We start from the raw sequence: 22847 nt of genomic DNA on the forward strand, positions 1-22847 counted from the left end.
CGTGCACGGTCCTTTGAATTCAGGTTAGAGCATCTGAAAGCGGATGGGGAAAGGAATTATACATGAGACGAGAATTTTTTCGGCCAAATTGTGTTGAGGTTGCCGCCCGGCTATTCGGCTGCCATCAGGCGGGCCACGTCCAGCATTCGCGCCGAGAAGCCCCATTCGTTGTCGTACCAGCCAAAGACCCTGACCTGATTTTCACCCACCATACGGGTCTCGGGCCCGGCAACAACCAGCGATTCAGGGCGGGACCGCAAGTCGGACGAGACCAGCGGCAAATCAGTCCAGCCAAGCACCGGGGATGCAGCAACGGATTGTTTCAGGGCTTGATCGAAGGTTTCGGCGCTCATGCCGCGCTGCAATGTGACCACGAGGTCCACGGCTGACACACTTGCCGTCGGAACGCGGACAGCCGCGCCCGAGATACGCCCGGCCAGATGCGGAAGGACGACATCGATCAGGTGCATCGCGCTCGATGTGGTCGGAACCATCGACAGCGCCCCCGCCCGGGAACGGGCAAGGTCGCCGCGCGGCGCATCCACCATCGGTTGGCTGTTGGTATAGCAGTGGATGGTGGTCATGTGCCCCGACACGATACCGCCGATATCGTCGATGACCTTGACCAGTGGCACCAGCCCATTTGTGGTGCAGGATGCGTTTGACACAATCCGGGCGCTGCCCAACTGGTCTTCGTTCGCACCCAGAACGATGGTGACATCAGCAGCAGGGGAGGGGCCTGAGATCAGCACTTTGCCTGCGCCCGCAGACAAACCGCGACGCGCAACGTCCGAACTGCGGGCGATACCCGTACAATCCAGCATGACGTCAACGCCCGACAGATCAACGCGGGACAGATCATCGCTGTGGGTCATGGGAATCGAGTGCCCATCCACGATCAGCGCGGCGTTCCCTGTGGACACATCGCCGGAATAGGGGCCAAATGTGCTGTCGTATTTGAACAGGTATGCACAGGTGTCCAGCGGCGCGATGTCATTGATCAGCACCAGCTCGATATCTGACCCTGTCGGCAGGGCCAGAACCTGCCGCAGGATCGTACGGCCAATACGGCCGAATCCGTTAATTGCGAGTTTCATGCGCAAGCTATGGCAGGCCGGTCCGGCGACCTCAATGCCTGATCTGACGCTGTGTCAGTTGCAGCTGACCTGCGAGAAAAACTGGCCCGAGATGTTCTGATACATGCTGGCCACGATCGGCTTGCACCCGGTTGCCTGCTGAATTGCGGCAATGGCCTGAACGGTGCGCAGGCGCGGTGGCGGGCCGAATGGGTTGAGGTTGTTGTTGTCACGCGTGGCGCGATAGACGACCGGCGCGTCGGAAACCTGTGTCACCGCCCAGGTGCGGCTCATGACGAACACGGATTTGGTTTCTTCCTTGGCCGAGATGGGGGATGCAAAAAGGGCCGCGGATGAAGCGAGTGCTGCGACGGCCAGCAGGGCAGGGCGTAGTTTCATGGAACAATCTCCAGTGCTCAAAATCAGAATTTACTTGGATTTCAGCAAATTCCGGCCCGCCTGTGAAGCCCCAAGGTCAGAAATTTGCGACGCCACCCCGTCGGGCAGGTGTTACCGACGAGCTGTGGGCAATGGCAAATGCCGGTTGCAGCACCTGTGCCGCCAATGCCTGACCCACCCCGGATCGCCTGTGTTGCGGGCTTGCGAACAGGGGGCACGCAGACAGATTTTTTGGTATGCTTCGAAGGTACGTGTCGGGGGCTTGGCCCTGCCGGGTTAGGGGTATAACCTTGACCACAAATGATTTCAGCTCTGCGAGGCCGCCATGAATGCCCCAAGTTTTACCGCCATCGCCGCATGCGGCATTCTATTGATGAACACCGTGGTCGAGGCCAAGCCGCTGTCCCGAATCATAGCCGAGATGGGGTTGTCTCCGGCAGATTTCGAAGTGGTCAACGCAGCCTCGAACGCGCTTTTGACCAGCGGTACGCCTTCCGTGGGCCAGGAACGGTCATGGAAGAATGACGACACGGGTTCCAAAGGGACAATCCGGGTGCGATCGGTACAGGGAAACTGCGTTGGTCTTCAGCATGTGATTCAGCCGGACGGCGGTGATCAGAGCAGGGAAATCCGAACCCGCCGGTGCAACGACGGCAACGGCAATTGGATCCTTACGCCCTGATCATCAGCTCAGATTTCAGTAACCCTGATCACGATTGACTTCATGCAGCAAGGCCGCGCCGGAGCTGAGGCGCTGGAAGTTTTCAGCCACATCCGACAAGGCGTCGCCCAGATGCCAGCCTGAAACATGTGGTGTGATCGTCACACCGGGGTGGCGCCATAGCGGGCTGTCTTGTGGCAAAGGTTCCTGCGAGGTGACGTCCAAAACGGCATGGCCCGGAACCCCTGCGTCCAGTGCCGCGATAAGGGCGCCCTCATCAATCAGATTTCCGCGCCCGGCGTTCAGCAGCTGACTGCCGGGTTTCATCGCCGCCAGCATCCGGGCATCAAACAGGCCAGCGGTCTGAGGGGTCGAGGGCAGGATGGCGCAAACGTGGTCACATTGGCCAAGAAGCGCGGGCAACGCGTCCTGCCCATGCATGCAAGTTACGCCTTCAATGGCTTTGGGCGTACGGCTCCAGCCCATGACTTGAAAGCCCACGGCGTGCAGCATCCGCGCGGTGCGGGCGCCGATGTGGCCAAGACCCAGAACACCGACCACGGTGTCCGGGGTAAAAACCGGTGCTCGCGGGGACCACTCGGCGCGGGTTTGAGCCGCTTCGTGAAACGCCATGTGTCGCTGAGCGCGCAGGATATAGGCCAGAAACCACTCGGCAATGCCCTGTGCCGGTGCGTCAGGCTTCAGGCGGGTGATGCGAACGTGACCGGGCAGACCGGGATGGCTGACAATGGTCTCGACCCCTGCGCCCAGCTTTTGTACCAGTTTCAGGTTCGGCAATCGCGTCGGGTGGTCACGTTGCATGTCAACCACGGCCAGCATGGTTATGTCATCAGGATTGCCCAACGTTTCGGCGGTGCGGATATCCGCATCCGGTAACACGGCCTGTAAACTGCGGGCAATTTCGTCATCACTTATCCAGTTGGACAGCCCGGTTTCGATCAACAACGCCATGTGCGGCTCCTGCATGTGTTTGATGTGGTGACGTCCCGTCACTGCGGTGGACAGGGCCCGGGCAGTTAAGCCATCCTTGAGGCAAAAGTATAGCCCGGACCCGGTGCTTCAGAGGGACATTTCCGAAAACATGACAATCAGCCTGGCCGTGCAAATTCATGATCATCTGCAAGACGTTGCTGATATGACCGGGGTCGAGGTCACTCGGATGGATGACGCATGTGTCCCTGGCGGTAATGGCGAAACTGATCGCAAGGCCGGCGTGTCCTACATTTTCGCCGCCAAAGTCGGAATGGGGAAAGTGTTTGAACGCCTGGGTTCAGACAAACGGAAACGATTTGCGCAAGAACAAACCTGAGGATCACATGGCGGAAGCGCTCGACTTTACCAACACGACTTATTTTCATCAGCGCGAGGACGGGGCGTTTGTTGGTAACGATGCCGCGCGCGGGCCTTGGTCTGCCGCACATTGCCACGCGGGGCCGGTCAGCGGCTTGATCGTACGGGCCGCGGAAACCGAAATCGGCCCCGAGAAGATGCTGACCCGACTGACTGTCGATTTGCTGAGGCCGCTCCCGCTGGCCGGGCTTCGCGTTGCGGCAGAGACCACGCGCCACACAAAGACGCTTGGGACCACGCGGGTCACGGTGCACGATCTCGACGATACGTTGTGCGCCACGGCAACAACCATGCACCTGTTGCGGCGCGATCTGGGGCAGGTGCCGAATGTCGAGATGGATGCGCCGAAAATAGAGGACGTTGTCGATGGCCCTTTTCCGATAGGTGAAATTCGCCACGATCTGCCAGGCTTTGCCCATTACAGCGATATTCGCTATCCCGCAGGGGGAAAACAGGGGGCCGGGCCCAAAACGATTTGGATGCGTACTCCGCAGCTTTTGCAGGGCGAGGATCAATCGCCCATACAGGCCCTGTGCCCGTTGGCCGATTGTGGAAACGGTATCTCATGGAATGCGCCGACCACTGAAATGGGGTTCATGAATACGGACCTGACCGTGCATATCCACCGTGAACCGGTTTCGGATTGGCTGGCCTCAAAATCGATTTCGCATTGGCAGCCTTCCGGCATCGGCATGTCTCAGTCCGTGCTCTTTGATACGCAAGGTCCAGTGGGTACTGCGCTGCAAACACTGGTTCTGTTTCCGCCGACCTGATGGTGGGCCGGATTTCGCATCGGGAGTGAAAATGTCGTTGCCGCCACGCGGACGGAGACCTATCTTGCACCTATGCGTTATCTTATAACCACTATGATCCTTTGTTTGCCGATGGAGGCCAACGCCCACCCCCATGTCTTCATTGATACCGGGCTGGAGTTCATCGTGGATGACGCTGGTCAACTGACCCATGTTCGCGTGACCTGGGCGTATGACGAATTCTACTCGTTGTTGGTTCTGGAAGACATGAAGCTGGATCAGGATGCTGACGGCGTTCTGACGGAAAGCGAAGAACGGTTCCTGACCGGGTTCGATACGCAGTGGGTGGAAGGATATAACGGCGATCTTGTCGTTACCACAGACGGAACCCCCGTCGCGCTGTCGGGCCCGATGGAGGCGCAGGCGACAGTTGAAGACGGGCGCGTTGTCACCACGCATCTCAGGGCGGTGGAGGCCGGTTCCGTCGCGGCCACGGCGCTGTCTGCGAAAGCGTTTGATGAGACGTTTTATACCGCGTACGAGGTGACGCGACCCGTGACCGTGACGGGCCCCGCCGCGTGCCAGATTGACCGGTTTGACCCGGATATCGACGGCGAACTGGCCCAGATGCAGGCCTTTCTGCTGACCCTGGACGCCGACTATGACTTCGAGGAAAATGACATCCCTCTGGTCGGTGAACGTTTTGCCACCGAGATCCGCGTTTCATGTCCCGCTACCTGATCCTGCCTGTCGGCCTGGCGATTGCACTGCTGCTCTGGTTTTGGGGCAGCGGAGGCTTTGACAGCCTTGCGGCCTGGGCTGCGGGGGAGCAACGAGAATTCCAGAACCAGATCGCCCGGTCCTTGCGTGCCGCGCGTGCCGAGCAACCCGAGGCGGTGGCAACGCTGTTGACGGTCTGTTTCGCCTACGGGTTCTTTCACGCCATCGGCCCCGGCCACGGAAAGGTCCTGATCGGGGGTTACGGTTTGGGTCGGCGTGTCGCCTTCTGGCGGTTGTCGGCGATCAGTGTATTGTCCAGCCTGGGGCAGGCGGTGACGGCCGTCGTCTTGGTCTATGCCGGGGTGCTGGTGTTCCAAATGTCCCGTGAAAGCCTTGTTGGAACGACGGAACAGGTCATGGCTCCGATAAGCTACGGAGCGATCGTCCTTATCGGTCTTTGGCTGGTGGTCCGGTCCTTGCGCAGTTTTGCAAAGAAACGGAATACCACATCGCCCCATGAGCACCATCATCAGGAAAATGATCACTCGCATCATCCCCACCACGATGGAGAAGTCTGTTCAGATTGCGGCCACCGCCATGGCCCGACCGCGCAGGAAGTTGCGAATGTGGGTTCACTGCGCGAGGCCCTTATCCTGATTGCGGGCATCGCGGCACGACCATGCACAGGGGCTTTGTTCGTGCTGATTCTGACGTGGCAGATGGGCATCGCGATGGTTGGTATCGCCGGGGCTTTTGCCATGGCATTGGGCACGGCGCTGGTGACGACATTGGTGGGATGGACGTCCTTTGGCCTTCGCGGAGGTCTGCTGGCCTCAGCCTCAGCCACACGGTTCGCATCGGTGTTGGCCCCAACCATCGAACTGGTCGCCGGGCTGATCATTGCCGTGATCGCAAGTGGTTTGCTGCTGCGTGCGATTTAGGTCAGTCGAACACCGGTTCCGGATATCCGACCCGCGCCAGATACAGCCCCTGCGGCGGGCACACCGGCCCGCAGGCTGCACGGTCGGCAGCTTCCAGCGCCTCACGCACCTCCTCCGGGGTCCACGCTCCGGCGCCCACACGTTCCAGCGTTCCGACGAAACTGCGCACCTGATTGTGCAGGAATGACCGAGCCCTTACGTGAAAATGAACTTCGGGGCCGGAAAAGCCCTGAACCTGTTCAACCCGCAACTCATCCAGAGTTTTGACCGGGCTGGCCGCCTGGCAAATCGACGACCTGAAGGTCGTGAAATCATGGCGACCCAGCAGCATGTTCGCCGCTTCCTGCATGGCCTCGACATCCAGCGGATGATTGATCTGCCAAACCTGCCCTTTATCATGGGTTGCAGGCGCGCGTCGCATCAGGACGCGGAACAGGTATTGCCGTTCGACCGCCGAAAACCGCGCGTGCCAATCGTCGGTCACGCGTGCGGCGTCCACGATCGCCACCGGCTGCGGTTTGAGGTGATAGTTTAGCGCCTCGGACAGGCGGAACGGGTCCCACTCCTTGGCCATGTCGCAATGGGCGACCTGACCCAACGCATGAACCCCGGCGTCGGTACGCCCTGCGGCAGCAATCGTATGCGCACCCGGCTGGATACGGGACAGGGCCTGTTCGATTGCGCCCTGCACGGACGGCTGATCCTTCTGCCGCTGCCATCCGGCAAACGGTTCCCCCTGGTATTCGACTTTCAACGCGTATCTGGGCATGTGCCGCTGGTACAGCGCGGCGCGGGAACGGGCAAGGGGGCGAAAGCGCTGGTATGTGCGGTACCCTCTACCTATCTTGGGTGAAACGATAATTGCGGGGCGACAGATTGGTCATCTCATCTCTGGCAGACAGTCTTGTGCGCGGCGTCGAAACCATCGGCGACAGCGTATCCGAGACGTTTTTTGAGCCTGTCATCCGCCTGGGTGTCACCGGGTTGGCGCGATCGGGCAAGACGGTTTTCATCACCTCGTTGGTGGCGAACCTGCTGGATCGGGGGCGCATGACCGGGTTGGTTGCGCAGCAGGAAGGTCGGATCAATGCCGCCTATCTGCAACCCCAACCGGATGACACCGTGCCCCGGTTCGATTATGAAGCGCACCTGTCCGCCCTGACGGGTCCGTCACCGCACTGGCCGGACAGCACACGCGCAGTGTCAGAGCTGCGCCTGTCCTTCAAAGCCCGCCCAGCCGGCTTGCTTGCTGGCTTGCAGGGACCGCGCACCGTCCATCTGGATATCGTCGATTACCCCGGCGAATGGCTTCTGGATCTGGCCCTGCTGGACAAGTCTTATGCAGACTGGTCTTGGGAAACACTGGCGCGTATTGAGGCCCGCACGGAGGCAGCCGAGTATCTGGGGCAGGTCAATGCCGCAGACCCGTCCGGCGCACATGACGAGCCGACCGCGCGGGCGCTGGCATCGTCGTTCACAACCTATCTCAATCAGGCGCGTGAAGCGGGGTATTACGACTGTACCCCCGGACGGTTCCTGCTGCCGGGGGATCTGGCCGGATCTCCGGTTCTGACCTTTGCGCCGTTGGTGGTGTCTGGCCCGTCGCGGCGCAGAACGCTTCAACGCGAGATGGAACGGCGATACGAAGCCTATAAAGCCCAGGTCGTGAAACCGTTTTTTCGCGATCATTTCTCGCGCATCGACCGGCAGGTGGTTCTCGTCGATGCGCTGGGCGCTATTCACAAAGGTCCACAGGCGGTCGAGGATATGCGCCGCGCCATGGCCGATATCCTGTCGGCCTTTCGCCCCGGCCGAAACGCGTGGCTCAGCCAATTGCTGCTGGGCAAAAGGGTTGAACGCATCCTTTTTGCGGCGACAAAAGCGGACCACCTGCACCACATGCAGCATCCCCGCCTGACCGCGATTATCGAGGCGTTGACGCGCGAGGCGCGTGATCGGGCGAATTTCGCCGGAGCCCGGACCGAGGCCCTGTCTCTGGCTTCGCTGCGTGCTACGACCGAAGAACTGCGCCACCACGACGGGACAGACTTGCCATGCGTTCGGGGTACCCTGTTGGAGAGCGGCAAACAGGCCGCCTTCTACCCGGGAGAATTGCCCGAGGATCCAGCGCATCTGTTGGGTCCGGCCCGAAACGGGGCTGATGCGTGGTTGGACGAAGATTACGGCTTCATGGCCTTTGCCCCGGCAAAGCTGTCGCTAAAACCTGGTGATGGCCCGCCGCATATCCGGCTGGACAGGGCGGCACAGTTCTTGATCGGAGATCGGTTGTGACGACAATTCTGCGCCGCGCGCGCCCGACGGATGCGGGCACCATCGGGTCGATCCTGCACGGTTTCGCCTTGGAAAACGACTGGATGCCTGAATTGCACAGCTGTGCCGAGACAATTGCTTTCTGTGGTCGAATGATTGATCTGGAATGGGTGACCGTGGCCGAAACCGAGGCCGGCGTTGTTGGTTTTTTGGCGCTCGACGGTCGTGAAATCCATTCGCTTTATCTGGATGCTTCGGTTCGGGGCCGCGGGATTGGTCGGCAATTGCTGGATCACGCCAAATCGGCCCGCTCAGAGCTGAGCTTGTACGCGTTTCAGAACAATGCCCGAGCCTGCCGATTTTATGAACGTAACGGCTTTGCCGAGGTGGCCCGCAGCGATGGGGCGGACAACGACGAAAACCTGCCGGACATACGGTTTGTCTGGTGCAGCGAGGATGTGATCAATGGCTAAAGGCCCGGTTTTGATCGATCTTGAAACGGATGAACCCCCTGCCGATGTCGCCAAGGCCCCGCCGGTGCCGGACATCACGCAACCACAAGGGCAGGCGATGCAAGGCGCGGCGCGGCTGGCGGCGCGCAAGCCATCGGCTCTGGCGCGCTGGTTCTGGGGGCTGGTCCTGGCAGTGGTCGGGGCGGCCGTATCGGTGGCCGCGTGGGATTTTGCAACTTCGCTGGTGGCGCGAACGCCTGTTTTGGGGTGGATTGTAACCGGGTTGATCGCCGCGCTGGTTCTTGTGGCGCTTATGATCGCAATCCGTGAACTGGCCGCATTGGGGCGATTGTCCCGTGTGGATGGCCTGCGCCGGGCCGCAGATACCGCGTTGGCAGAGGACGATCTGGCTCAGGCCCGCGCAGTCACCAATCGTATCATCGCATTCTACAAGGGCCGGGAAGACACACGCTGGGGCCGCGAACGATTGGCCGAGCGGATGGCGGATCAGTTCGATGCGTCAGCTCTGCTGGAACTTGCCGAAGTTGAGCTGTTGGCGCCTCTGGACCAAGCCGCCAGCCGCGAGGTCGAGGCCGCGGCCCGGCAAGTTGCAACCGTGACCGCATTGGTGCCGCTGGCGCTTGCGGATGTGATAACCGCGCTGGCCGCGTCATTGCGGATGATCCGCCGGGTTGCCGAAATCTATGGCGGGCGCGCGGGTACGCTGGGCGGCTGGCGTCTGACCCGCAGTGTATTTGTGCATCTGGTGGCGACAGGGGCGGTTGCAGTCGGCGATGATCTGCTGGAGCCTGTCCTGGGCGGTTCCGTTCTGAGCAAACTGTCACGCCGGTTCGGCGAGGGTCTGGTCAACGGGGCACTCAGCGCTCGTGTGGGTGTGGCCGCGATGGAGGTGTGCCGCCCGCTGCCCTTCTCGGACAGGCACAAACCTTCGACGCGGGGCATCATCAAACGCGCCTTGCAGGGCCTGTTTTCCAAGGGTTGATCCAAAGCAAGGCGCCCCGGCCTGCGCTTCGGCACACTGAATGTGTCAAAGGAGCCAGCCATGACGGATCACGGTCACAGCCCGCAGGAAATCGCCGAACGGATCAACGCACCGCCCGGACGCGGCGTGTTGCGCGATGTCGTCTATGGCGGCATCGACGGGTCCGTCACCACATTTGCCATTGTGGCAGGCGTTGCAGGGGCAGGTCTTTCCCCTTTCGTTATCGTGGCGCTTGGCCTGGCGAATGTTCTGGCTGACGGGTTTTCGATGGCTGCGGGCAATTATTCAGGCACCAAGGCCGAGCTGGACAACATTCGCCGCATCCGCGCGGTCGAGGAACGCCACATTGCGTTGTACCCGGATGGTGAGCGCGAAGAAGTGCGAGAGATCCTTGCGCAAAAAGGGCTGTCTGGCGACATTCTGATCGAGGCCACGGCAGAGATCACCTCGAGCACCGAAAACTGGATCAACCTGATGATCGAAGGTGAATATGGTCTGGGCAGTGTCGACCCGCATCCGATGAAAGCCGCATTGGCCACGTTCTTTGCGTTTCTGGTGGCGGGGATGATCCCATTGCTGCCGTTTCTGGTGTCCGTGCCGAACGCGTTTGCGATCTCGGCCTGGATGACCATGGCTGTCTTCTTTGCGATTGGCGCGCTCAAAAGCCGGTGGTCACTGGCCCCCTGGTGGCGGTCGGGGATCGAGACGCTTTTGATCGGCGGGCTGGCCGCGCTGATCGCGTATCTCGTCGGGTCCCTGTTCCACCCATGAAATTTGCGGCGCTGGGATGACGGTTGTTGCAGTGGGCCTTACCGCAGACCCCGGACCTTTTCAGGCCGACGATCGCGCGCCCGGCGATTTCGGTGCTTTAGATCGGTTCACAGCTTTCCTGACTGTCACTTTCGGACGGCTCAAGATAGCCTGACCTCCAAAAGGATCGGAGACTCGGTTGGAATCGCTGCTTGTTCTTGTTGGCCTGATTGTTCTGGCCATCCCTGTGACATTGATCGCTCTTTTGGTCGGGCATTCCCGTTTGCGTCGCCGGGTAGAGCAGCTGGAAGCGCAAATCGACGCCTTGGCCTCAGGCGATGCGACGGTCCTGCCGCAACCGGAACAGGAAACGCCTGCACCGCATCCTGCTGCTGAAGAAAAGCCGCGCAGGCCGGCACCCTGGTCGGCTCCAAAGCGGCAGGAAGACAACAGTGCCGACGCTCAGGATGCAGAGGTTTCTTCTCCGGCTGTCGTGTTTCGCCATGACAGGTTTGCGGCATTGGGAGCGTGGCTGCGCGAGAACTGGTTTTATGTGGTTTCGGCCCTGTCTCTGGCGCTGGCCGGTATTTTCCTTGTGCAATACGGCGTCGAAAACGGTTTGCTGCCGCCGGCGGCCCGTGTCGTCGCAGCCCTGGGTTTCGGCACGGTTCTGATCATCGGAGGAGAAGTCCTGCGCCGCAAGTTCGGTGATGACGAAGCGGTGGCAACCGCCTATCTGCCCTCGGTCTTTTCCGGTGCCGGGCTTGTCACTTTGTTCGGGGCCATCCTGTCCGCGCGCCAGCTGTACAACCTGATCGGTGCCGAAACGGCACTGGCAGGGATGGTCGTTGTCGCGCTGGTGGGGCTCGTTCTGGGGTGGTTCCATGGTCCGCTGTTGGCTGCGGTCGGTTTGACCGGTGCCTTCGCGGCGCCTTTCCTGGTCGGGGGCACGTCCGATGATCCGTCGTGGCTTTACGCGTATTTCCTGCTGGTCGCCGTCTTGGGTCTGGGTATCGACACGGTACGGCGCTGGGCGTGGATCTCGGTCCTGACACTGTTCGGGGCCTATGCGGCGAATCTGCTTCTGGTGATGGGCGCGCCGAGTAGGGAATCGGGATACCTGATCGCGGCAACGGTGCTGGCGCTTTTGGCAACCGCCATTCCGGTGCGGCGCATTTGGCCAAATCACGCGGGCCCCATGCTGACTGAGATGATCCGCCGCCCAAAGGCCCGCCCCTGGCCAGAATTCCCAACTCGACTGGCCGCCGGGGCCATCGCGGCAAGTACGGTGATCCTGTCCTGGCATTGGGCGGATACAGAGTCCGAATTCTGGTTGGGCGTCAGCCTGTTGTCTGCCCTTGTTCTGGCGCTGCTCCTCTGGGCCAAGGATGCACCGGCCCTTCGGGACCTGACTGTCCTGCCTGCGGCCGGTTTGGTGGTCTTTGTCGCCTCTCACGGGCTTGAGGATGGCGCGGTTCTGGGCCGGTTCGCGGCCACTTACGCGGAAACGCCCGAGGCCGACTATCCGATGGTGGTGACTGTTCTCGTCGCTTTGGGAGGTTTGATGTCGGCCCTGATGGCGTGGCGGTCATTCAAGGCAAGCCAGTATCGCGCCGTCTGGGCCGGAGGAGCCGCGCTTTTTGCCCCTGTGCTGGCCATCGCGCTGGAAATAGGCTGGCATCCGGCTTCGGTGATCGGGGCTTATCCTTGGGCGCTCCACGCGATTGCGCTGGCTGTGTTGATGGTGGTTCTGGCTGAACGCTTTGCCCGCGTTGACGGCGATGACCGGATGCGGGCGGCACTGGCCACCCTGTCCATGCTGTCGTGTCTGGTCTTTGCCTGCGTCATCGTGCTCAGCTCGGCGGCGCTGACGGTTGCATTGGTCGCCAGCGTTGTGGTTGCGGCCGCGTTGGACCGCAGGTTCATCCTGCCGCCGATGAGCTGGTTCATCTGGGCCGGTGTCTTTTCCGTCACGGTGCGTTTGGTGCTTGATCCCGGGCTGGACTGGGCCAATTCCGCTCCGGTGTCCGAGGTGGCGATGGTCTATGGCGCGGCCACATTGGGATTTGTCGTGGGCTGGAGGCTTTTGCGTCCGTTGAAGCGCCCACTGGCGGCGCTGCTGCTGGAAAGCGCGGCCTGGGCGACAGCGGGTATCCTGCTTTCATTGCTGCTGCTGCGTTGGCTTGAAGGCTTCGGCGAGGGCGGCGCTGACAACAGCCATTGGGGCCTGGGTCTGCTGGCCGTCATCTGGCTTTTGCTTGCGTTCGCGCAGGTGCAGAGGTTCGGGCTGGGTGGCAAACTGAACTATCTGCGATACCTGCTTGCTCTGTTCTTTGCGGGGCATGGCCTTTTCTATCTGTTGCAGGCATTGGCGGACCAGAACCCCTTGTTTGATCCGAATGCGGATCCGGTGCTTGGGCCGCCGGTTTTGAATACGCTGGCCGTTGCTTATCTGTTGCCCGCATTGGCCATCGGCGGATCGGTCTGGAGGATCCGGGAAATGCCGAAACCGATCATGCAAGCAAGCTTTGCCGTTGCAGGGACGTTGGCGGCAGTTTGGTTGGGTTTGACCATCCGTCACGTCTGGCAGGGCGCGGCGGGTATGTATGAAGGCAACGGCGTCACCCAGCCGGAACTGTATACCTACACTTTGGTGCTGCTGCTGATCGGGGCCGCTTTGTTCTATCAATCTCTTGCCCGCCGATCCGACCTGATGCGCAAGGCCGGGCTGGCGGTGATCGGGCTGGCGGTGGCCAAGGTCTTCCTGATCGACATCGCCGGTCTGGGCGGCCTGATCCGGGTGTTTTCGCTGTTGGCGCTGGGCCTTGCGCTGGCCGGTCTTGCGTGGCTGAACCGGTGGGCGAAACTGCGCCATTCGCCGCAGCGGGCAGAACCTCTGGACCATTAGGTGCCGGCGTCATATAAGCGCGCCATGTATGACCGGATGGCCATCATTATTCGAATTATATCCCCGGCGCTCTGACCTCCTGAGACGCCGGGCAAAGGTGTTTGAGACTTCGCACCGACCGCTTCGATCCAATAGACGACCAGATCATCCAAAGGACGCCCCAAATGTGCGCCGACACGATCCAGACACCTGATTACAAAGACACGCTGAACCTGCCCAAAACCGATTTCCCCATGCGCGCCGGCCTGCCCAAGCGCGAACCCGCATGGCTGGAACGGTGGGAGACCATCGGTGTCTATGACCGCCTGCGCGAGAAAAAGGGCCGCACGCCCTTTACCCTGCACGATGGCCCCCCTTACGCGAATGGTCACCTGCATATCGGCCACGCCCTGAACAAGACCATCAAGGACATGATCGTGCGATCCCATCAGATGATGGGCTTTGATGCGCGATACGTCCCCGGCTGGGACTGCCACGGCCTGCCGATCGAATGGAAGATCGAGGAACAGTACCGCAAGAAGGGCAAGAACAAGGACGAGGTGAACATCGTCGATTTCCGTCAGGAATGCCGCAAGTTCGCCGAAGGCTGGATCGACGTGCAGCGCGAAGAGTTCAAGCGTCTGGGCATCACTGGCAACTGGCCCGATCCCTACATCACCATGGATTATCACGCCGAGGCGGTGATTGCGGACGAATTCATGAAGTTCCTGATGAACGGCACGCTCTATCAGGGTTCAAAGCCAGTCATGTGGTCGCCCATCGAAAAGACGGCCCTGGCCGAGGCCGAGGTCGAGTATCACGACAAGGAAAGCTTCACCATCTGGGTGAAGTTCAAGATCGTCAACGCGGGTGATCTGGATGACGCCTGTGTGGTGATCTGGACGACCACGCCGTGGACCATGCCGTCGAACAAGGCCGTCGTATACGGTAAAGACATCTCCTATGGACTCTACGAAGTCACCGGCGCGCCGGAAGAATGCTGGGCCAAGGTAGGCGACAAGTTCCTGTTGGCCGACAACCTGGCCGCCGATGTATTGGGCCGTGCCCGTCTGAACGACGATCAGTGGACCCGTGTGCGTGACGTGACTGCCGACGAATTGGAGAGCGTTCAGCTGCTTCACCCGCTGGCCGGCGCCGATGGCGGCAATGGCGAATGGGACGACATCCGCGATTTCCGCGCCGCTGACTTCGTGACCGATACCGAAGGTACTGGATTCGTCCACTGCGCGCCGTCCCACGGGATGGAGGAATTCGAGCTGTACCGTGATCTGGGCATGCTGGAGCAGGTCATCACCTATAACGTGATGGACGATGGCTCGTTCCGTGCTGATCTGCCGTTCTTTGGCGGCAAATACATCCTGTCCCGCAAGGGCGGCGAGGGTGACGCAAACAAGGCCGTCATCGACAAGCTGGCCGAAGTCGGCGGGCTGCTGGCGCGCGGCAAGATCAAGCACAGCTATCCGCATTCGTGGCGCTCGAAAGCTCCAATCATCTACCGCAACACGCCGCAGTGGTTCGCATCCGTCGACCGCAAGCTGGATGACGGTATGGGCGAGATGGGCGACACCATCCGCGAACGTGCTCTGCGCTCCATCGACGAGCTGGTGAAATGGACCCCGCAGACGGGTCGTAACCGCCTGTATTCGATGATCGAGGCGCGCCCGGACTGGGTTCTGTCGCGCCAGCGTGCATGGGGTGTGCCGCTGACCTGCTTCACCAAGAAGGGCGCTCTGCCCACCGACGCGGATTACCTGTTGCGCAACGCCGAACTCAACGCCCGCATCAAGGCAGCGTTCGAGAAGGACGGCGCCGACGTCTGGTACACCGACGGTTTCAAGGAAAAGATCCTCGACGGAATCGCCAACCCGGACGACTACAAACAGGTCTTTGACGTGCTGGACGTTTGGTTCGATTCTGGGTCCACCCACGCGTTTGTTCTGCGCGATCGCGAGGACGGGACCGAGGATGGCATTGCCGATGTCTACATGGAAGGCACCGACCAGCACCGCGGCTGGTTCCATTCGTCCATGCTGCAAGCCTGCGGCACAAAGGGCCGCGCGCCCTATCGCAACGTAGTGACCCACGGTTTCACGCTGGACGCCAAGGGCAACAAGATGTCCAAGTCGCTGGGCAACACCATCGTGCCGGAAGAGGTCGTCAAGCAATACGGCGCCGATATTCTGCGCCTATGGGTGGCTCAGACCGACTATACCGCCGACCAGCGGATCGGGCCGGAGATTCTGAAGGGCACTGCCGACAGCTATCGCCGTCTGCGCAACACCATGCGGTTCATGCTGGGCTCATTGGCCGACTTCACCGAGGCCGACCGCGTCGTGCCCGAGGATATGCCGCGTCTGGAACGCTGGGTTCTCAGCCGTCTGGCGGAATTGGATGAGCAGGTGCGCAAGGGTTATGCCGCGTTTGATTTCCAGGGTGTTTTCAGCGCCGTGTTCAACTTTGCGACGGTTGATCTGTCGTCCTTCTATTTCGACGTTCGCAAGGATGTTCTGTACTGCGACGGGGACAGCACACGCCGCCGCGCCGCGCGCACTGTTCTGGATATTCTGTTCCACCGCCTGACCACCTGGCTGGCCCCGGTTCTGGTCTTCACCATGGAAGAGGTCTGGCTGGAGCGGTTCCCGGGCGATGACAGTTCGGTCCATCTGGTGGATTTCCCGGACACACCCGCCGATTGGCGCGATGCCGAGCTTGAGGCCAATATGGCCAAGGTGCGCCGTGTGCGCCGGGCCGTGACTGCCGCGCTCGAGGTTCAGCGTCAGGACAAGGTGATCGGCTCCAGCCTCGAGGCGGCACCGATCGTGCATGTCGAGGATGGTGATACCCGCGATCTGCTGGCCACGTTCGACGTGGACGACATGTGCATCACCTCGGGCCTGACCGTGACCGGCGATCCCGCCCCGGCCGAGGCGTTCCGTGTGCCGGAAATCGAAGGCGTTGCCGTCGTGTTCGAAAAAGCAGAAGGCGAGAAATGTCAGCGTTGCTGGAAAATCCTGCCTGATGTGGGCCGCCACACCCACGCGGGCGTCTGCGGGCGCTGCAATGAGGCGCTGGGATAAATCAACGCGCCCCCCGAATTCAGTCGGGGGGCATTTTGGGCTATGTCTGCACAGATTGCCGAGTTGGATTGAACAGATCAAAGCCAATGGCAGGATCTGACAGGGCTTTCCAAACCTGATAGTCCGTAAAGTAACCGGTGTGCCCGCCGGGATCGACCGGGATGTTTCGATTTGCAAAAATGAGCCCACCCTCGATCTCGGTTCCGACAAAATCGTCCTGCCGGAAGATGTTGAACCACGCGGCGTTCAACTGACTGGCGGTGATGGTGAACATCTCGGGAAAATAGCGCTGATAGATATGGGTGACCGGAGAGCCCATCGTGATGAGTGTCAGAGCCCGCCCGCCGATGCGTCTTTGGACACGTGGGTCAGCAAGCATCTGTGTGGCGATCACGGTGCCCTGCGAATGGGATATCACCGTGATATGATCCGCTGGAAAGATATCGAGAACATAGTACAACGTGCGATAGAAACGCTCGTCTATCGCCTTACGATCCGGATAGTTGCGTTGCCGCGTTTCCAGATCTTTTTCCAGATAGCATTTGTCGCGAATGGCGTAGGTAACGATATCCCGTGCAACGCCCAGCCCGGCGGAAACAAAATCAGAAAACCGGTACATCAACGCAGTTGCGCCAAGAACGATCAGGCCGATCTCGCCCTGCGAACAGGCCAACCTGTCCAAAGCCCAAGAGATCGGGTTGGTTTCACCTATGCCCACGTTGCATGCGGCCTCAAAACTCTGGTTGGCTGCGATCTCTCGGATCGTGACCAGAACCAGCACGATTGTACCAAACAGAAAGACCCACTGCGCCAGCCGGTTTACAATCGCCCGGCTAATCAGACCGCTGCGGGTGTGAAGGTTGGCCTTGTACGTTTTGCGACCTGCAAAAAGCCCGACGCCAACGAACCCCAACAGAACGATGGCCACAAAGGCCACGCTGAGAGTTTCGATGGACTCGTTCAAATTGCTTTCAAAAAGACGTTGCAGCTGACCGCCGGACAGGCCCGAAACAGTTTCCAGTAATTGCTCTATGGTCAACCAGAGGCCGGAAATGAAGAACATCCAGAAAACCAGCATGCCTGCACAGATGCTGGGGTACAGCCGCCTGTGCTCTGAAAGTGTGTCATTGATCCGCAACGTCCAGGCGGACAACGCGTAAAGAATGATTGTCAGGAAGATAAGAGTGGCCCAGAAGATGGAGAGCAGAAAAACCTGAAACGCCACGAATTGCTCCAGGGCCGGCGGGCAATTTCCGGTTTCGGAAGGGGCGCATGCCCACAATTTCAGGCCCAGCGGCCCAATGACCAGGCACAGTGTCAGTGCTGTTCCCATTGCGAGCATTCCTCGCCAGAAGACCCGCCTGAGATAGGTCGGTGCGGATCGGCTTTGCCCCAGCCCGACAATGGCTCCGCCGGCGTACAGCACGAACAGAAGCCAGAACAACAGGGTAGGGTTCTGGAAAACCGAGACAGGTATCCGGTCGGTCATGACCGCTGCGGCACCGATCAACAAAAATACGTTCAGCGTCGCAACCGCACCGAAGAAGACCCATGTAAAAAGATGTACCAGCTGTGCCGCCAGTGTATTCCTGCCATTGGGTTGGTCCGAAGCAACGCCTTTTCGGATGTGGGTTTGCTCGACATTGTCCATCGCCAGATATCCCAACGCCAGAACGACCCAAATCAGGTCCAGCACGGTTTTGATCGCTCCTTTCGGGGCCGGAGAGCGATCAGCCCAATAAACTTCGGCAAACAGGGCCTTGTCCTGAGGAACAGCCGGGTCAGTCACCGTGCGCAGATTGACTTCGAACAGCTCTGCATTTCGTGGATTTCCGTCGAAGGTGGATTCGGCCAGTTCGATCATGCCGCGTTCGACTTCGATCGGTGGTCTGGGGTTTCCATCCAGCCAAGTTGTTGCTGCGCCAACGACTTGATCGACGGTTTCGCCGGGTTTTTGTTCACCGATTCCATGTACCGTGAGGATCAAATGTCGACCCATTGCGTTCTCCAAAATCTCTTTAAGTAACGGCAGGAGCGTATCACGAATGGCGCCAATGCCCAAAAATGACGTTTTGCGTGGTCTTGCACATTCCCGCGCTTGTGCTTGGCGCTTTGATCTGAAACCGTCGGTCCATGGCGATGATTTCCGTTGAAACTCAGTTCGGACGACTTGGTGTTGAAGAAACAGACGGGGCCCTTACACGGCTTGTCTGGAACGGCAGGGACGAGGGTGAGCCGACTACGCTGCTGCGCGAAGCCGCCGCCCAGTTGAGGGCCTATGATCAAGGGCGGCTTGACCGTTTCGATCTGCCGTATCACATTGACGGTTCAGAGTTTCAAAAGCGGGTCTGTGACCTGATGTATGCCATCCCGCTTGGAGAAACACGCACCTATGGCGATATCGCCAAAGAACTGGGGCAACCCGCCCAGCCGGTTGGCCAAGCCTGCGGATCAAACCCCATTCCCGTCATCGTTCCCTGCCACCGGGTACTGGCCGCAAATGGCCTGGGCGGTTTTTCGGGCGACGGTGGTGTTGAGACGAAAGTTGCCCTGTTGCGGCATGAGCGGGCGGCAGGTCTTTTGATCTGAGCGTCGAAATTCGGTTGCAATCCGCTTTTTGCAGACACAACTTGTAACCATTGCTGAATTTGAAGGACCGCATTGCATGACCACTGAACAAGACCGTGCAGCCCGCAAGAAGGCCATTATCGACCGGTTGATGTCGCTTGAAGCGCAAGAGCTTGCAACGGCGCAGGCGCATTACGATGCGTTTTTGAAAGATGCCCAGTTGGATGACAGGGAAGGTCACGACAAGGATGACATTGCCGCATCGCGGGAAAACGCCGATCTGGCGGCTGCCTTCGATGCCCCGGTTCATGCGCATCATGCCAAGATTGATGTCATCGAAAATACCGATTTCAGCCTTGCCGACACGGTCAGGCCAGGAGCTGTGATCAAGTTCAACAACCGCAGATTTGTCGTGTGTGTCTCGACAACGCGGTTTGAAGTGGATGGCAAGACCTATATGGGCATTTCAACCCAAAGCCCGATATATCTGGCGATGGCAGGTCTGCAAAAGGGCGACGTCTTTACCCATAACGGCACCGAGTTCGAGGTGCAGGACGTTCTGTAAAACGGAACGGGCAGCGCTGCGTCAGGCGTGGCGCTGCGGAACAACCTGTTGGGCGATGCCTGCGAAGGTCAGGTACAGGCTGGTGATGACCAGCCCCCAATGGGCCCAGCTTTCGGGGTGAAAATCGACCCATGCGGCCCAACCCGCGAAGAACGTCCATGCCAGCGCCATCGGCAAGGTCAGGCTGCGCCAGCGCTCGGTGCGCACGGGATGAACGAATTTCAGCGGCAGAAACATGGCCAGCGACAGCAGGGTGACCAGCAGCAGGATGATCCAGAAATTCGGTTCCAGTGCGAAGATCACGATCACGAACATGTTCCAGCACCCGGGAAAACCGGAAAAGGAATTGTCCTTGGTCTTCATGCGTGTATCCGCGAAATACATCGCACTGGCAAATGTGATGACGATGATCGCGAACCATCCGGTCCAGCCGTCCATCAGCCCTGATTTGAACAGGGCAAAAGCCGGAATGAACACATAGGTCAGGTAATCGATGATCAGATCCAGCAGAACGCCGTCGAACTCGGGCGCGTTGTGCTTGACGTGATAATGTCGCGCCAGCGGGCCATCGATACCGTCTACAATGAAAGACACGACAAGCCAAAGATACATAAGGCTCCATTTCTCTTCGACCGCGGCCAGCATGGCCAACATGGCAAAAACAGCGCCTGTTGCAGTAAAGAGATGAACGGAAAGAGCTTTGAATCTGAGTGTCATGCGAGCGTCATGACTGATGCGCGTCCGAGATGCAAACCAAAAGCCCGGGTTTTCGAGTCATGTGCACTTCAGGCTTTGGGATGCGCGCTGTTGTAGACCTCCATCAACCGCGCAGTGTCCACTGCCGTATAGGCCTGCGTCGTCGACAAAGAGGCGTGGCCTAGAAGCTCTTGAATGGCACGCAGGTCGCCTCCGGCTGACAGCAGGTGGGTGGCAAAGCTGTGCCGCATCGCGTGGGGTGTTGCGGTTGAGGGCAGCCCCAATTGCATACGTGCCTTGGCCATGACCCCTTGGATTGCACGCGGGTTCAATGGCCCGCCACGGACGCCTCGAAACAGGGCTTTGTCCTGTGCTTGTGGATGGGGACACAGCTTCAGGTATCCGTCGACCGCTTCGCGGGCGGCAGGAAGAACCGGTACGACCCTCTCTTTGTCGCCTTTCCCGACGATGCGCAGCGTGGTGGGCAAAGGCGCGTCCGCTCCGGTCAGGGACAGCGCCTCGGATATGCGCAGGCCGCATCCGTACAGCAGCGTGACAACCGCGACGTCGCGCGCCGCGACCCAGTCGGATGTGGATTGCAGTTCCACTGTATCGATCATGGCGCGGGCTGCATCTTCGGCCAGCGGACGGGGCAGTTTCTTGGTAAATTTCGGCGCGCGGGTTGACAGAACGGCGGTGGGCTCGAACCCCTCACGCTCTGCCAGCCAACGGTAGAAGCTTTTGACCGCCGACAGTTTGCGCGCCAAAGACCGCGCGCTGACGTCCGCGCCGCGCTGATCCGCCATCCAGGCGCGCATATCCGATACCGTGATCCGTTCCAGCGCCTTCAGGCCATGCCGTTCGGCGTGATGCAGGGTCATGAACGACAGAAACTCGACGACATCGCCACGATAGGCGTTTAGCGTATTCTCGGATCGTCCGGCAAGCGCGCTCAGGCTGTCCAGCCAATGCTGAAGCGCGTCGCGGCAAGCGGGCGAGACCAGGCTCACGACAACCAGTGGCGCATCGAGCGTTCGAACACGCCGGCAAAAAAGGCCAGAAGATCGGTGCCCAGCTGCGGGGTGAAATGCCGCGGGTCGCGGGCGGCCATGACGATCATGCCCGGAAGGCGACCGGCCCCGAGGTCCAGCTTCAGGCAGGCCTCGGAACGAAGCTGATCGGCCTGTGACCCGAAAATACGTCGGTTTGGCTGGTGGATTTCCCGCAAGATCACATCCCGCGCAGGACCGCCGCGATCAATGGTCAGGTACCGGTCGATGAAACCGGGTTCCGCGATCGTCAGGACCCCGCCCAACGTGTCGATTGCGGGATCGTTCTGAACCACGGTTGTTTCCAGAACCAGCGTAACGCTGTCGACGCGCAGGATGTCCGCCACATCGGCGCCCAGCGCGCGCAGGAAATCTTCGAACTCGACAGGTTCCAGCAATCGCAGAATGGCGCGGTGGACCTGATTGGTGCCCGCGAGGTTTTCATAGGCCGCAGCGATGACGGAACGGTGGGTGTCTTCCAGCCGATCCAGCCGCGCCTCGAGCCGTTGCATCGCAATGCCGCGCAGGTCTATCACGTTGTCGCCGCGCGCTTGCTCGTTGGCAGCGACAAGCGCCTGCATCAGGTCTTTGTCGTCCAGTACGACATCCGGCTCGGCCAGAATTGCCGCGCGGAGGTTATCCTCGAGTTTGGGGGTGCTGCTCATGTCCCGTCCGGTCTTTTTTTGTTGTCGCGGCTTATAACATGCCGGACCGGATTTGCCTTGGAAAAAATGCACGCAAGGGTGGATTTCCTTGCATGTTGTGGCAAGGGGCTCCCGCCCGCCATGCCCGATCACAGATCAGGCATTTGGCCGTTGGGCCGGGCGCGGCGCCTGATGGCGCCGCGCGGTTGCAAGCCAGATCAGAGGATTTTCTGACCGGTTTTGGCCCAGTCGGCCAGAAAGGTTTCCAGACCTTTGTCGGTCAGCGGATGGTCGGCCAGCTTCTTGATTACGGCAGGCGGTGCGGTGATCACGTCGGCTCCGATGCGGGCGCTGTCGGTCACGTGGTTGACGGTGCGGATCGATGCAGCAAGGATTTCGGTCTCGAACCCGTAGTTGTCATAGACCTGACGGATGTCTGCGATCAGGTCCATGCCGTCGAGGTTGATATCGTCAAGCCGACCGATGAAAGGCGAGATGAATGTCGCGCCCGCTTTCGCAGCCAGAATCGCCTGATTGGTCGAGAAGCAGAGCGTCACATTGACCATCTGGCCTTCGTCGCTGAGCGTCTTGCAGGTTTTCAAGCCGGCCCATGTCAGCGGAACTTTGACCGCGATGTTCGGTGCGATCTTGGCCAGTTTGCGGCCTTCGGCGATCATGTCGTCAGCTTCGGTGGCGACAACCTCGGCCGATACCGGGCCATCGACCAGATCACATATCTCTTTGGTCACTTCCAGAATGTCGCGACCTGACTTCAGGATCAGCGAAGGGTTGGTGGTTACGCCGTCCACCATGCCCAGATCGTTCAGTTCGGCAATGGCGTCGATCTCGGCGGTGTCTACGAAGAATTTCATGAGGGCAGTCCTTTGATGGGTTGGCCTTGGTCGCGGATGGCTTTACCTCAAAGAGACCCCTGCTGGAACCCC

Annotated in this window: 22 protein-coding genes; 13 read left to right on the forward strand and 9 right to left on the reverse strand. The window is 60.0% G+C overall.

What is annotated here, in order from left to right; genetic code table 11:
• Window positions 1–110: 110 nt before the first annotated feature.
• Complete coding sequence (locus ACR0I0_RS11160) at window positions 111–1097, reverse strand: type I glyceraldehyde-3-phosphate dehydrogenase (RefSeq protein WP_480491433.1); 987 nt, start codon at window positions 1095–1097, stop codon at window positions 111–113.
• A 54-nt stretch (window positions 1098–1151) separates the two neighbouring features.
• A complete protein-coding gene (locus tag ACR0I0_RS11165; RefSeq protein ID WP_170344942.1) occupies window positions 1152–1475 on the reverse strand; it encodes a hypothetical protein in 324 nt (107 codons plus the stop codon).
• 325 nt (window positions 1476–1800) lie between these two features.
• Here ACR0I0_RS11165 and ACR0I0_RS11170 point away from each other — a divergent pair, with 325 nt between their 5' ends.
• Complete coding sequence (locus ACR0I0_RS11170; RefSeq protein ID WP_209834911.1) at window positions 1801–2157, forward strand: hypothetical protein; 357 nt, start codon at window positions 1801–1803, stop codon at window positions 2155–2157.
• Between the two features lie 15 nt (window positions 2158–2172).
• Here the strand turns inward: ACR0I0_RS11170 and ACR0I0_RS11175 are convergent, their stop codons facing one another.
• Window positions 2173–3108, reverse strand: coding sequence for a 2-hydroxyacid dehydrogenase (locus ACR0I0_RS11175; protein ID WP_480491435.1), 936 nt, complete (start codon window positions 3106–3108; stop codon window positions 2173–2175).
• Window positions 3109–3238: 130 nt separating this feature from the next.
• On the opposite strand from ACR0I0_RS11175, the gene ACR0I0_RS11180 reads away from it, so the two are divergent.
• From ACR0I0_RS11180 to ACR0I0_RS11195, 4 genes are all read left to right on the forward strand, one after another.
• Complete coding sequence (locus tag ACR0I0_RS11180; protein ID WP_171636793.1) at window positions 3239–3466, forward strand: hypothetical protein; 228 nt, start codon at window positions 3239–3241, stop codon at window positions 3464–3466.
• Window positions 3467–3473: 7 nt separating this feature from the next.
• Window positions 3474–4280, forward strand: coding sequence for a thioesterase family protein (locus ACR0I0_RS11185; RefSeq protein WP_171724455.1), 807 nt, complete (start codon window positions 3474–3476; stop codon window positions 4278–4280).
• 72 nt (window positions 4281–4352) lie between these two features.
• A complete protein-coding gene (locus ACR0I0_RS11190) occupies window positions 4353–5000 on the forward strand; it encodes a DUF1007 family protein (protein ID WP_480491437.1) in 648 nt (215 codons plus the stop codon).
• Window positions 4985–5920, forward strand: a complete 936-nt coding sequence (locus ACR0I0_RS11195) for a nickel/cobalt transporter (RefSeq protein WP_480491439.1) — start codon at window positions 4985–4987, stop codon at window positions 5918–5920. The genes ACR0I0_RS11190 and ACR0I0_RS11195 overlap by 16 nt, the downstream gene beginning before the upstream one ends.
• A 1-nt stretch (window position 5921) precedes the next feature.
• Here the strand turns inward: ACR0I0_RS11195 and truA are convergent, their stop codons facing one another.
• Window positions 5922–6689: a tRNA pseudouridine(38-40) synthase TruA gene (gene truA, locus ACR0I0_RS11200; RefSeq protein WP_480486862.1), complete on the reverse strand. Its 768-nt coding sequence runs from the start codon at window positions 6687–6689 to the stop codon at window positions 5922–5924.
• Between the two features lie 107 nt (window positions 6690–6796).
• Here truA and ACR0I0_RS11205 point away from each other — a divergent pair, with 107 nt between their 5' ends.
• From ACR0I0_RS11205 to ileS, 6 genes are all read left to right on the forward strand, one after another.
• Window positions 6797–8212 (forward strand): YcjX family GTP-binding protein, encoded by a 1416-nt coding sequence (locus tag ACR0I0_RS11205; RefSeq protein ID WP_480491441.1) that lies wholly within the window; start codon window positions 6797–6799, stop codon window positions 8210–8212.
• Complete coding sequence (locus ACR0I0_RS11210; RefSeq protein WP_209834923.1) at window positions 8209–8664, forward strand: GNAT family N-acetyltransferase; 456 nt, start codon at window positions 8209–8211, stop codon at window positions 8662–8664. The genes ACR0I0_RS11205 and ACR0I0_RS11210 overlap by 4 nt, the downstream gene beginning before the upstream one ends.
• Window positions 8657–9646, forward strand: a complete 990-nt coding sequence (locus ACR0I0_RS11215; RefSeq protein WP_480491442.1) for a YcjF family protein — start codon at window positions 8657–8659, stop codon at window positions 9644–9646. Before ACR0I0_RS11210 ends, ACR0I0_RS11215 begins: the two co-directional genes overlap by 8 nt.
• A gap of 60 nt (window positions 9647–9706) precedes the next feature.
• A complete protein-coding gene (locus ACR0I0_RS11220; RefSeq protein ID WP_171636806.1) occupies window positions 9707–10417 on the forward strand; it encodes a VIT1/CCC1 transporter family protein in 711 nt (236 codons plus the stop codon).
• A gap of 178 nt (window positions 10418–10595) precedes the next feature.
• Window positions 10596–13304, forward strand: a complete 2709-nt coding sequence (locus tag ACR0I0_RS11225; RefSeq protein WP_480491444.1) for a DUF2339 domain-containing protein — start codon at window positions 10596–10598, stop codon at window positions 13302–13304.
• Window positions 13305–13468: 164 nt separating this feature from the next.
• Window positions 13469–16381, forward strand: a complete 2913-nt coding sequence (gene ileS, locus ACR0I0_RS11230) for an isoleucine--tRNA ligase (protein ID WP_480491446.1) — start codon at window positions 13469–13471, stop codon at window positions 16379–16381.
• 40 nt (window positions 16382–16421) lie between these two features.
• On the opposite strand, the gene ACR0I0_RS11235 is transcribed toward ileS, so the two are convergent.
• Window positions 16422–18380, reverse strand: coding sequence for a lipase family protein (locus ACR0I0_RS11235; protein ID WP_171724446.1), 1959 nt, complete (start codon window positions 18378–18380; stop codon window positions 16422–16424).
• Between the two features lie 134 nt (window positions 18381–18514).
• On the opposite strand from ACR0I0_RS11235, the gene ACR0I0_RS11240 reads away from it, so the two are divergent.
• Window positions 18515–18970, forward strand: coding sequence for a methylated-DNA--[protein]-cysteine S-methyltransferase (locus tag ACR0I0_RS11240; protein ID WP_480491448.1), 456 nt, complete (start codon window positions 18515–18517; stop codon window positions 18968–18970).
• Window positions 18971–19046: 76 nt separating this feature from the next.
• The gene (locus ACR0I0_RS11245) at window positions 19047–19514 is read left to right on the forward strand and encodes a hypothetical protein (protein WP_152457211.1); all 468 of its coding nucleotides are present in this window, start codon (window positions 19047–19049) and stop codon (window positions 19512–19514) included.
• A gap of 21 nt (window positions 19515–19535) precedes the next feature.
• On the opposite strand, the gene ACR0I0_RS11250 is transcribed toward ACR0I0_RS11245, so the two are convergent.
• The 4 genes from ACR0I0_RS11250 to fsa form a co-directional block, all read right to left on the reverse strand.
• Complete coding sequence (locus ACR0I0_RS11250; protein WP_170344959.1) at window positions 19536–20231, reverse strand: CDP-alcohol phosphatidyltransferase family protein; 696 nt, start codon at window positions 20229–20231, stop codon at window positions 19536–19538.
• A gap of 68 nt (window positions 20232–20299) precedes the next feature.
• Window positions 20300–21220 (reverse strand): tyrosine recombinase XerC, encoded by a 921-nt coding sequence (locus ACR0I0_RS11255; RefSeq protein ID WP_171636812.1) that lies wholly within the window; start codon window positions 21218–21220, stop codon window positions 20300–20302.
• Window positions 21217–21924: a DUF484 family protein gene (locus ACR0I0_RS11260; protein ID WP_171636814.1), complete on the reverse strand. Its 708-nt coding sequence runs from the start codon at window positions 21922–21924 to the stop codon at window positions 21217–21219. Before ACR0I0_RS11260 ends, ACR0I0_RS11255 begins: the two co-directional genes overlap by 4 nt.
• A 197-nt stretch (window positions 21925–22121) precedes the next feature.
• Entirely contained in the window at window positions 22122–22775 is a 654-nt protein-coding gene (fsa, locus tag ACR0I0_RS11265; RefSeq protein WP_152457215.1) for a fructose-6-phosphate aldolase, read from the reverse strand.
• Between the last annotated feature and the right edge of the window lie 72 nt (window positions 22776–22847).

The organism is Ruegeria sp. AG6, from assembly GCF_056541565.1.

Excerpts from the sequence above, each read along its gene's own strand:
- ACR0I0_RS11160 (WP_480491433.1), bottom strand. The coding sequence starts at position 1,097 with ATGAAACTCGCAATTAACGGATTCGGCCGTATTGGCCGTACGATCCTG.
- ACR0I0_RS11165 (WP_170344942.1), bottom strand. The coding sequence starts at position 1,475 with ATGAAACTACGCCCTGCCCTGCTGGCCGTCGCAGCACTCGCTTCATCC.
- ACR0I0_RS11170 (WP_209834911.1), top strand. The coding sequence starts at position 1,801 with ATGAATGCCCCAAGTTTTACCGCCATCGCCGCATGCGGCATTCTATTG.
- ACR0I0_RS11175 (WP_480491435.1), bottom strand. The coding sequence starts at position 3,108 with ATGGCGTTGTTGATCGAAACCGGGCTGTCCAACTGGATAAGTGATGAC.
- ACR0I0_RS11180 (WP_171636793.1), top strand. The coding sequence starts at position 3,239 with ATGACAATCAGCCTGGCCGTGCAAATTCATGATCATCTGCAAGACGTT.
- ACR0I0_RS11185 (WP_171724455.1), top strand. The coding sequence starts at position 3,474 with ATGGCGGAAGCGCTCGACTTTACCAACACGACTTATTTTCATCAGCGC.
- ACR0I0_RS11190 (WP_480491437.1), top strand. The coding sequence starts at position 4,353 with ATGCGTTATCTTATAACCACTATGATCCTTTGTTTGCCGATGGAGGCC.
- ACR0I0_RS11195 (WP_480491439.1), top strand. The coding sequence starts at position 4,985 with ATGTCCCGCTACCTGATCCTGCCTGTCGGCCTGGCGATTGCACTGCTG.
- truA (WP_480486862.1), bottom strand. The coding sequence starts at position 6,689 with ATGCCCAGATACGCGTTGAAAGTCGAATACCAGGGGGAACCGTTTGCC.
- ACR0I0_RS11215 (WP_480491442.1), top strand. The coding sequence starts at position 8,657 with ATGGCTAAAGGCCCGGTTTTGATCGATCTTGAAACGGATGAACCCCCT.
- ACR0I0_RS11220 (WP_171636806.1), top strand. The coding sequence starts at position 9,707 with ATGACGGATCACGGTCACAGCCCGCAGGAAATCGCCGAACGGATCAAC.
- ileS (WP_480491446.1), top strand. The coding sequence starts at position 13,469 with ATGTGCGCCGACACGATCCAGACACCTGATTACAAAGACACGCTGAAC.
- ACR0I0_RS11235 (WP_171724446.1), bottom strand. The coding sequence starts at position 18,380 with ATGGGTCGACATTTGATCCTCACGGTACATGGAATCGGTGAACAAAAA.
- ACR0I0_RS11240 (WP_480491448.1), top strand. The coding sequence starts at position 18,515 with ATGGCGATGATTTCCGTTGAAACTCAGTTCGGACGACTTGGTGTTGAA.
- ACR0I0_RS11245 (WP_152457211.1), top strand. The coding sequence starts at position 19,047 with ATGACCACTGAACAAGACCGTGCAGCCCGCAAGAAGGCCATTATCGAC.
- ACR0I0_RS11250 (WP_170344959.1), bottom strand. The coding sequence starts at position 20,231 with ATGACACTCAGATTCAAAGCTCTTTCCGTTCATCTCTTTACTGCAACA.
- ACR0I0_RS11260 (WP_171636814.1), bottom strand. The coding sequence starts at position 21,924 with ATGAGCAGCACCCCCAAACTCGAGGATAACCTCCGCGCGGCAATTCTG.
- fsa (WP_152457215.1), bottom strand. The coding sequence starts at position 22,775 with ATGAAATTCTTCGTAGACACCGCCGAGATCGACGCCATTGCCGAACTG.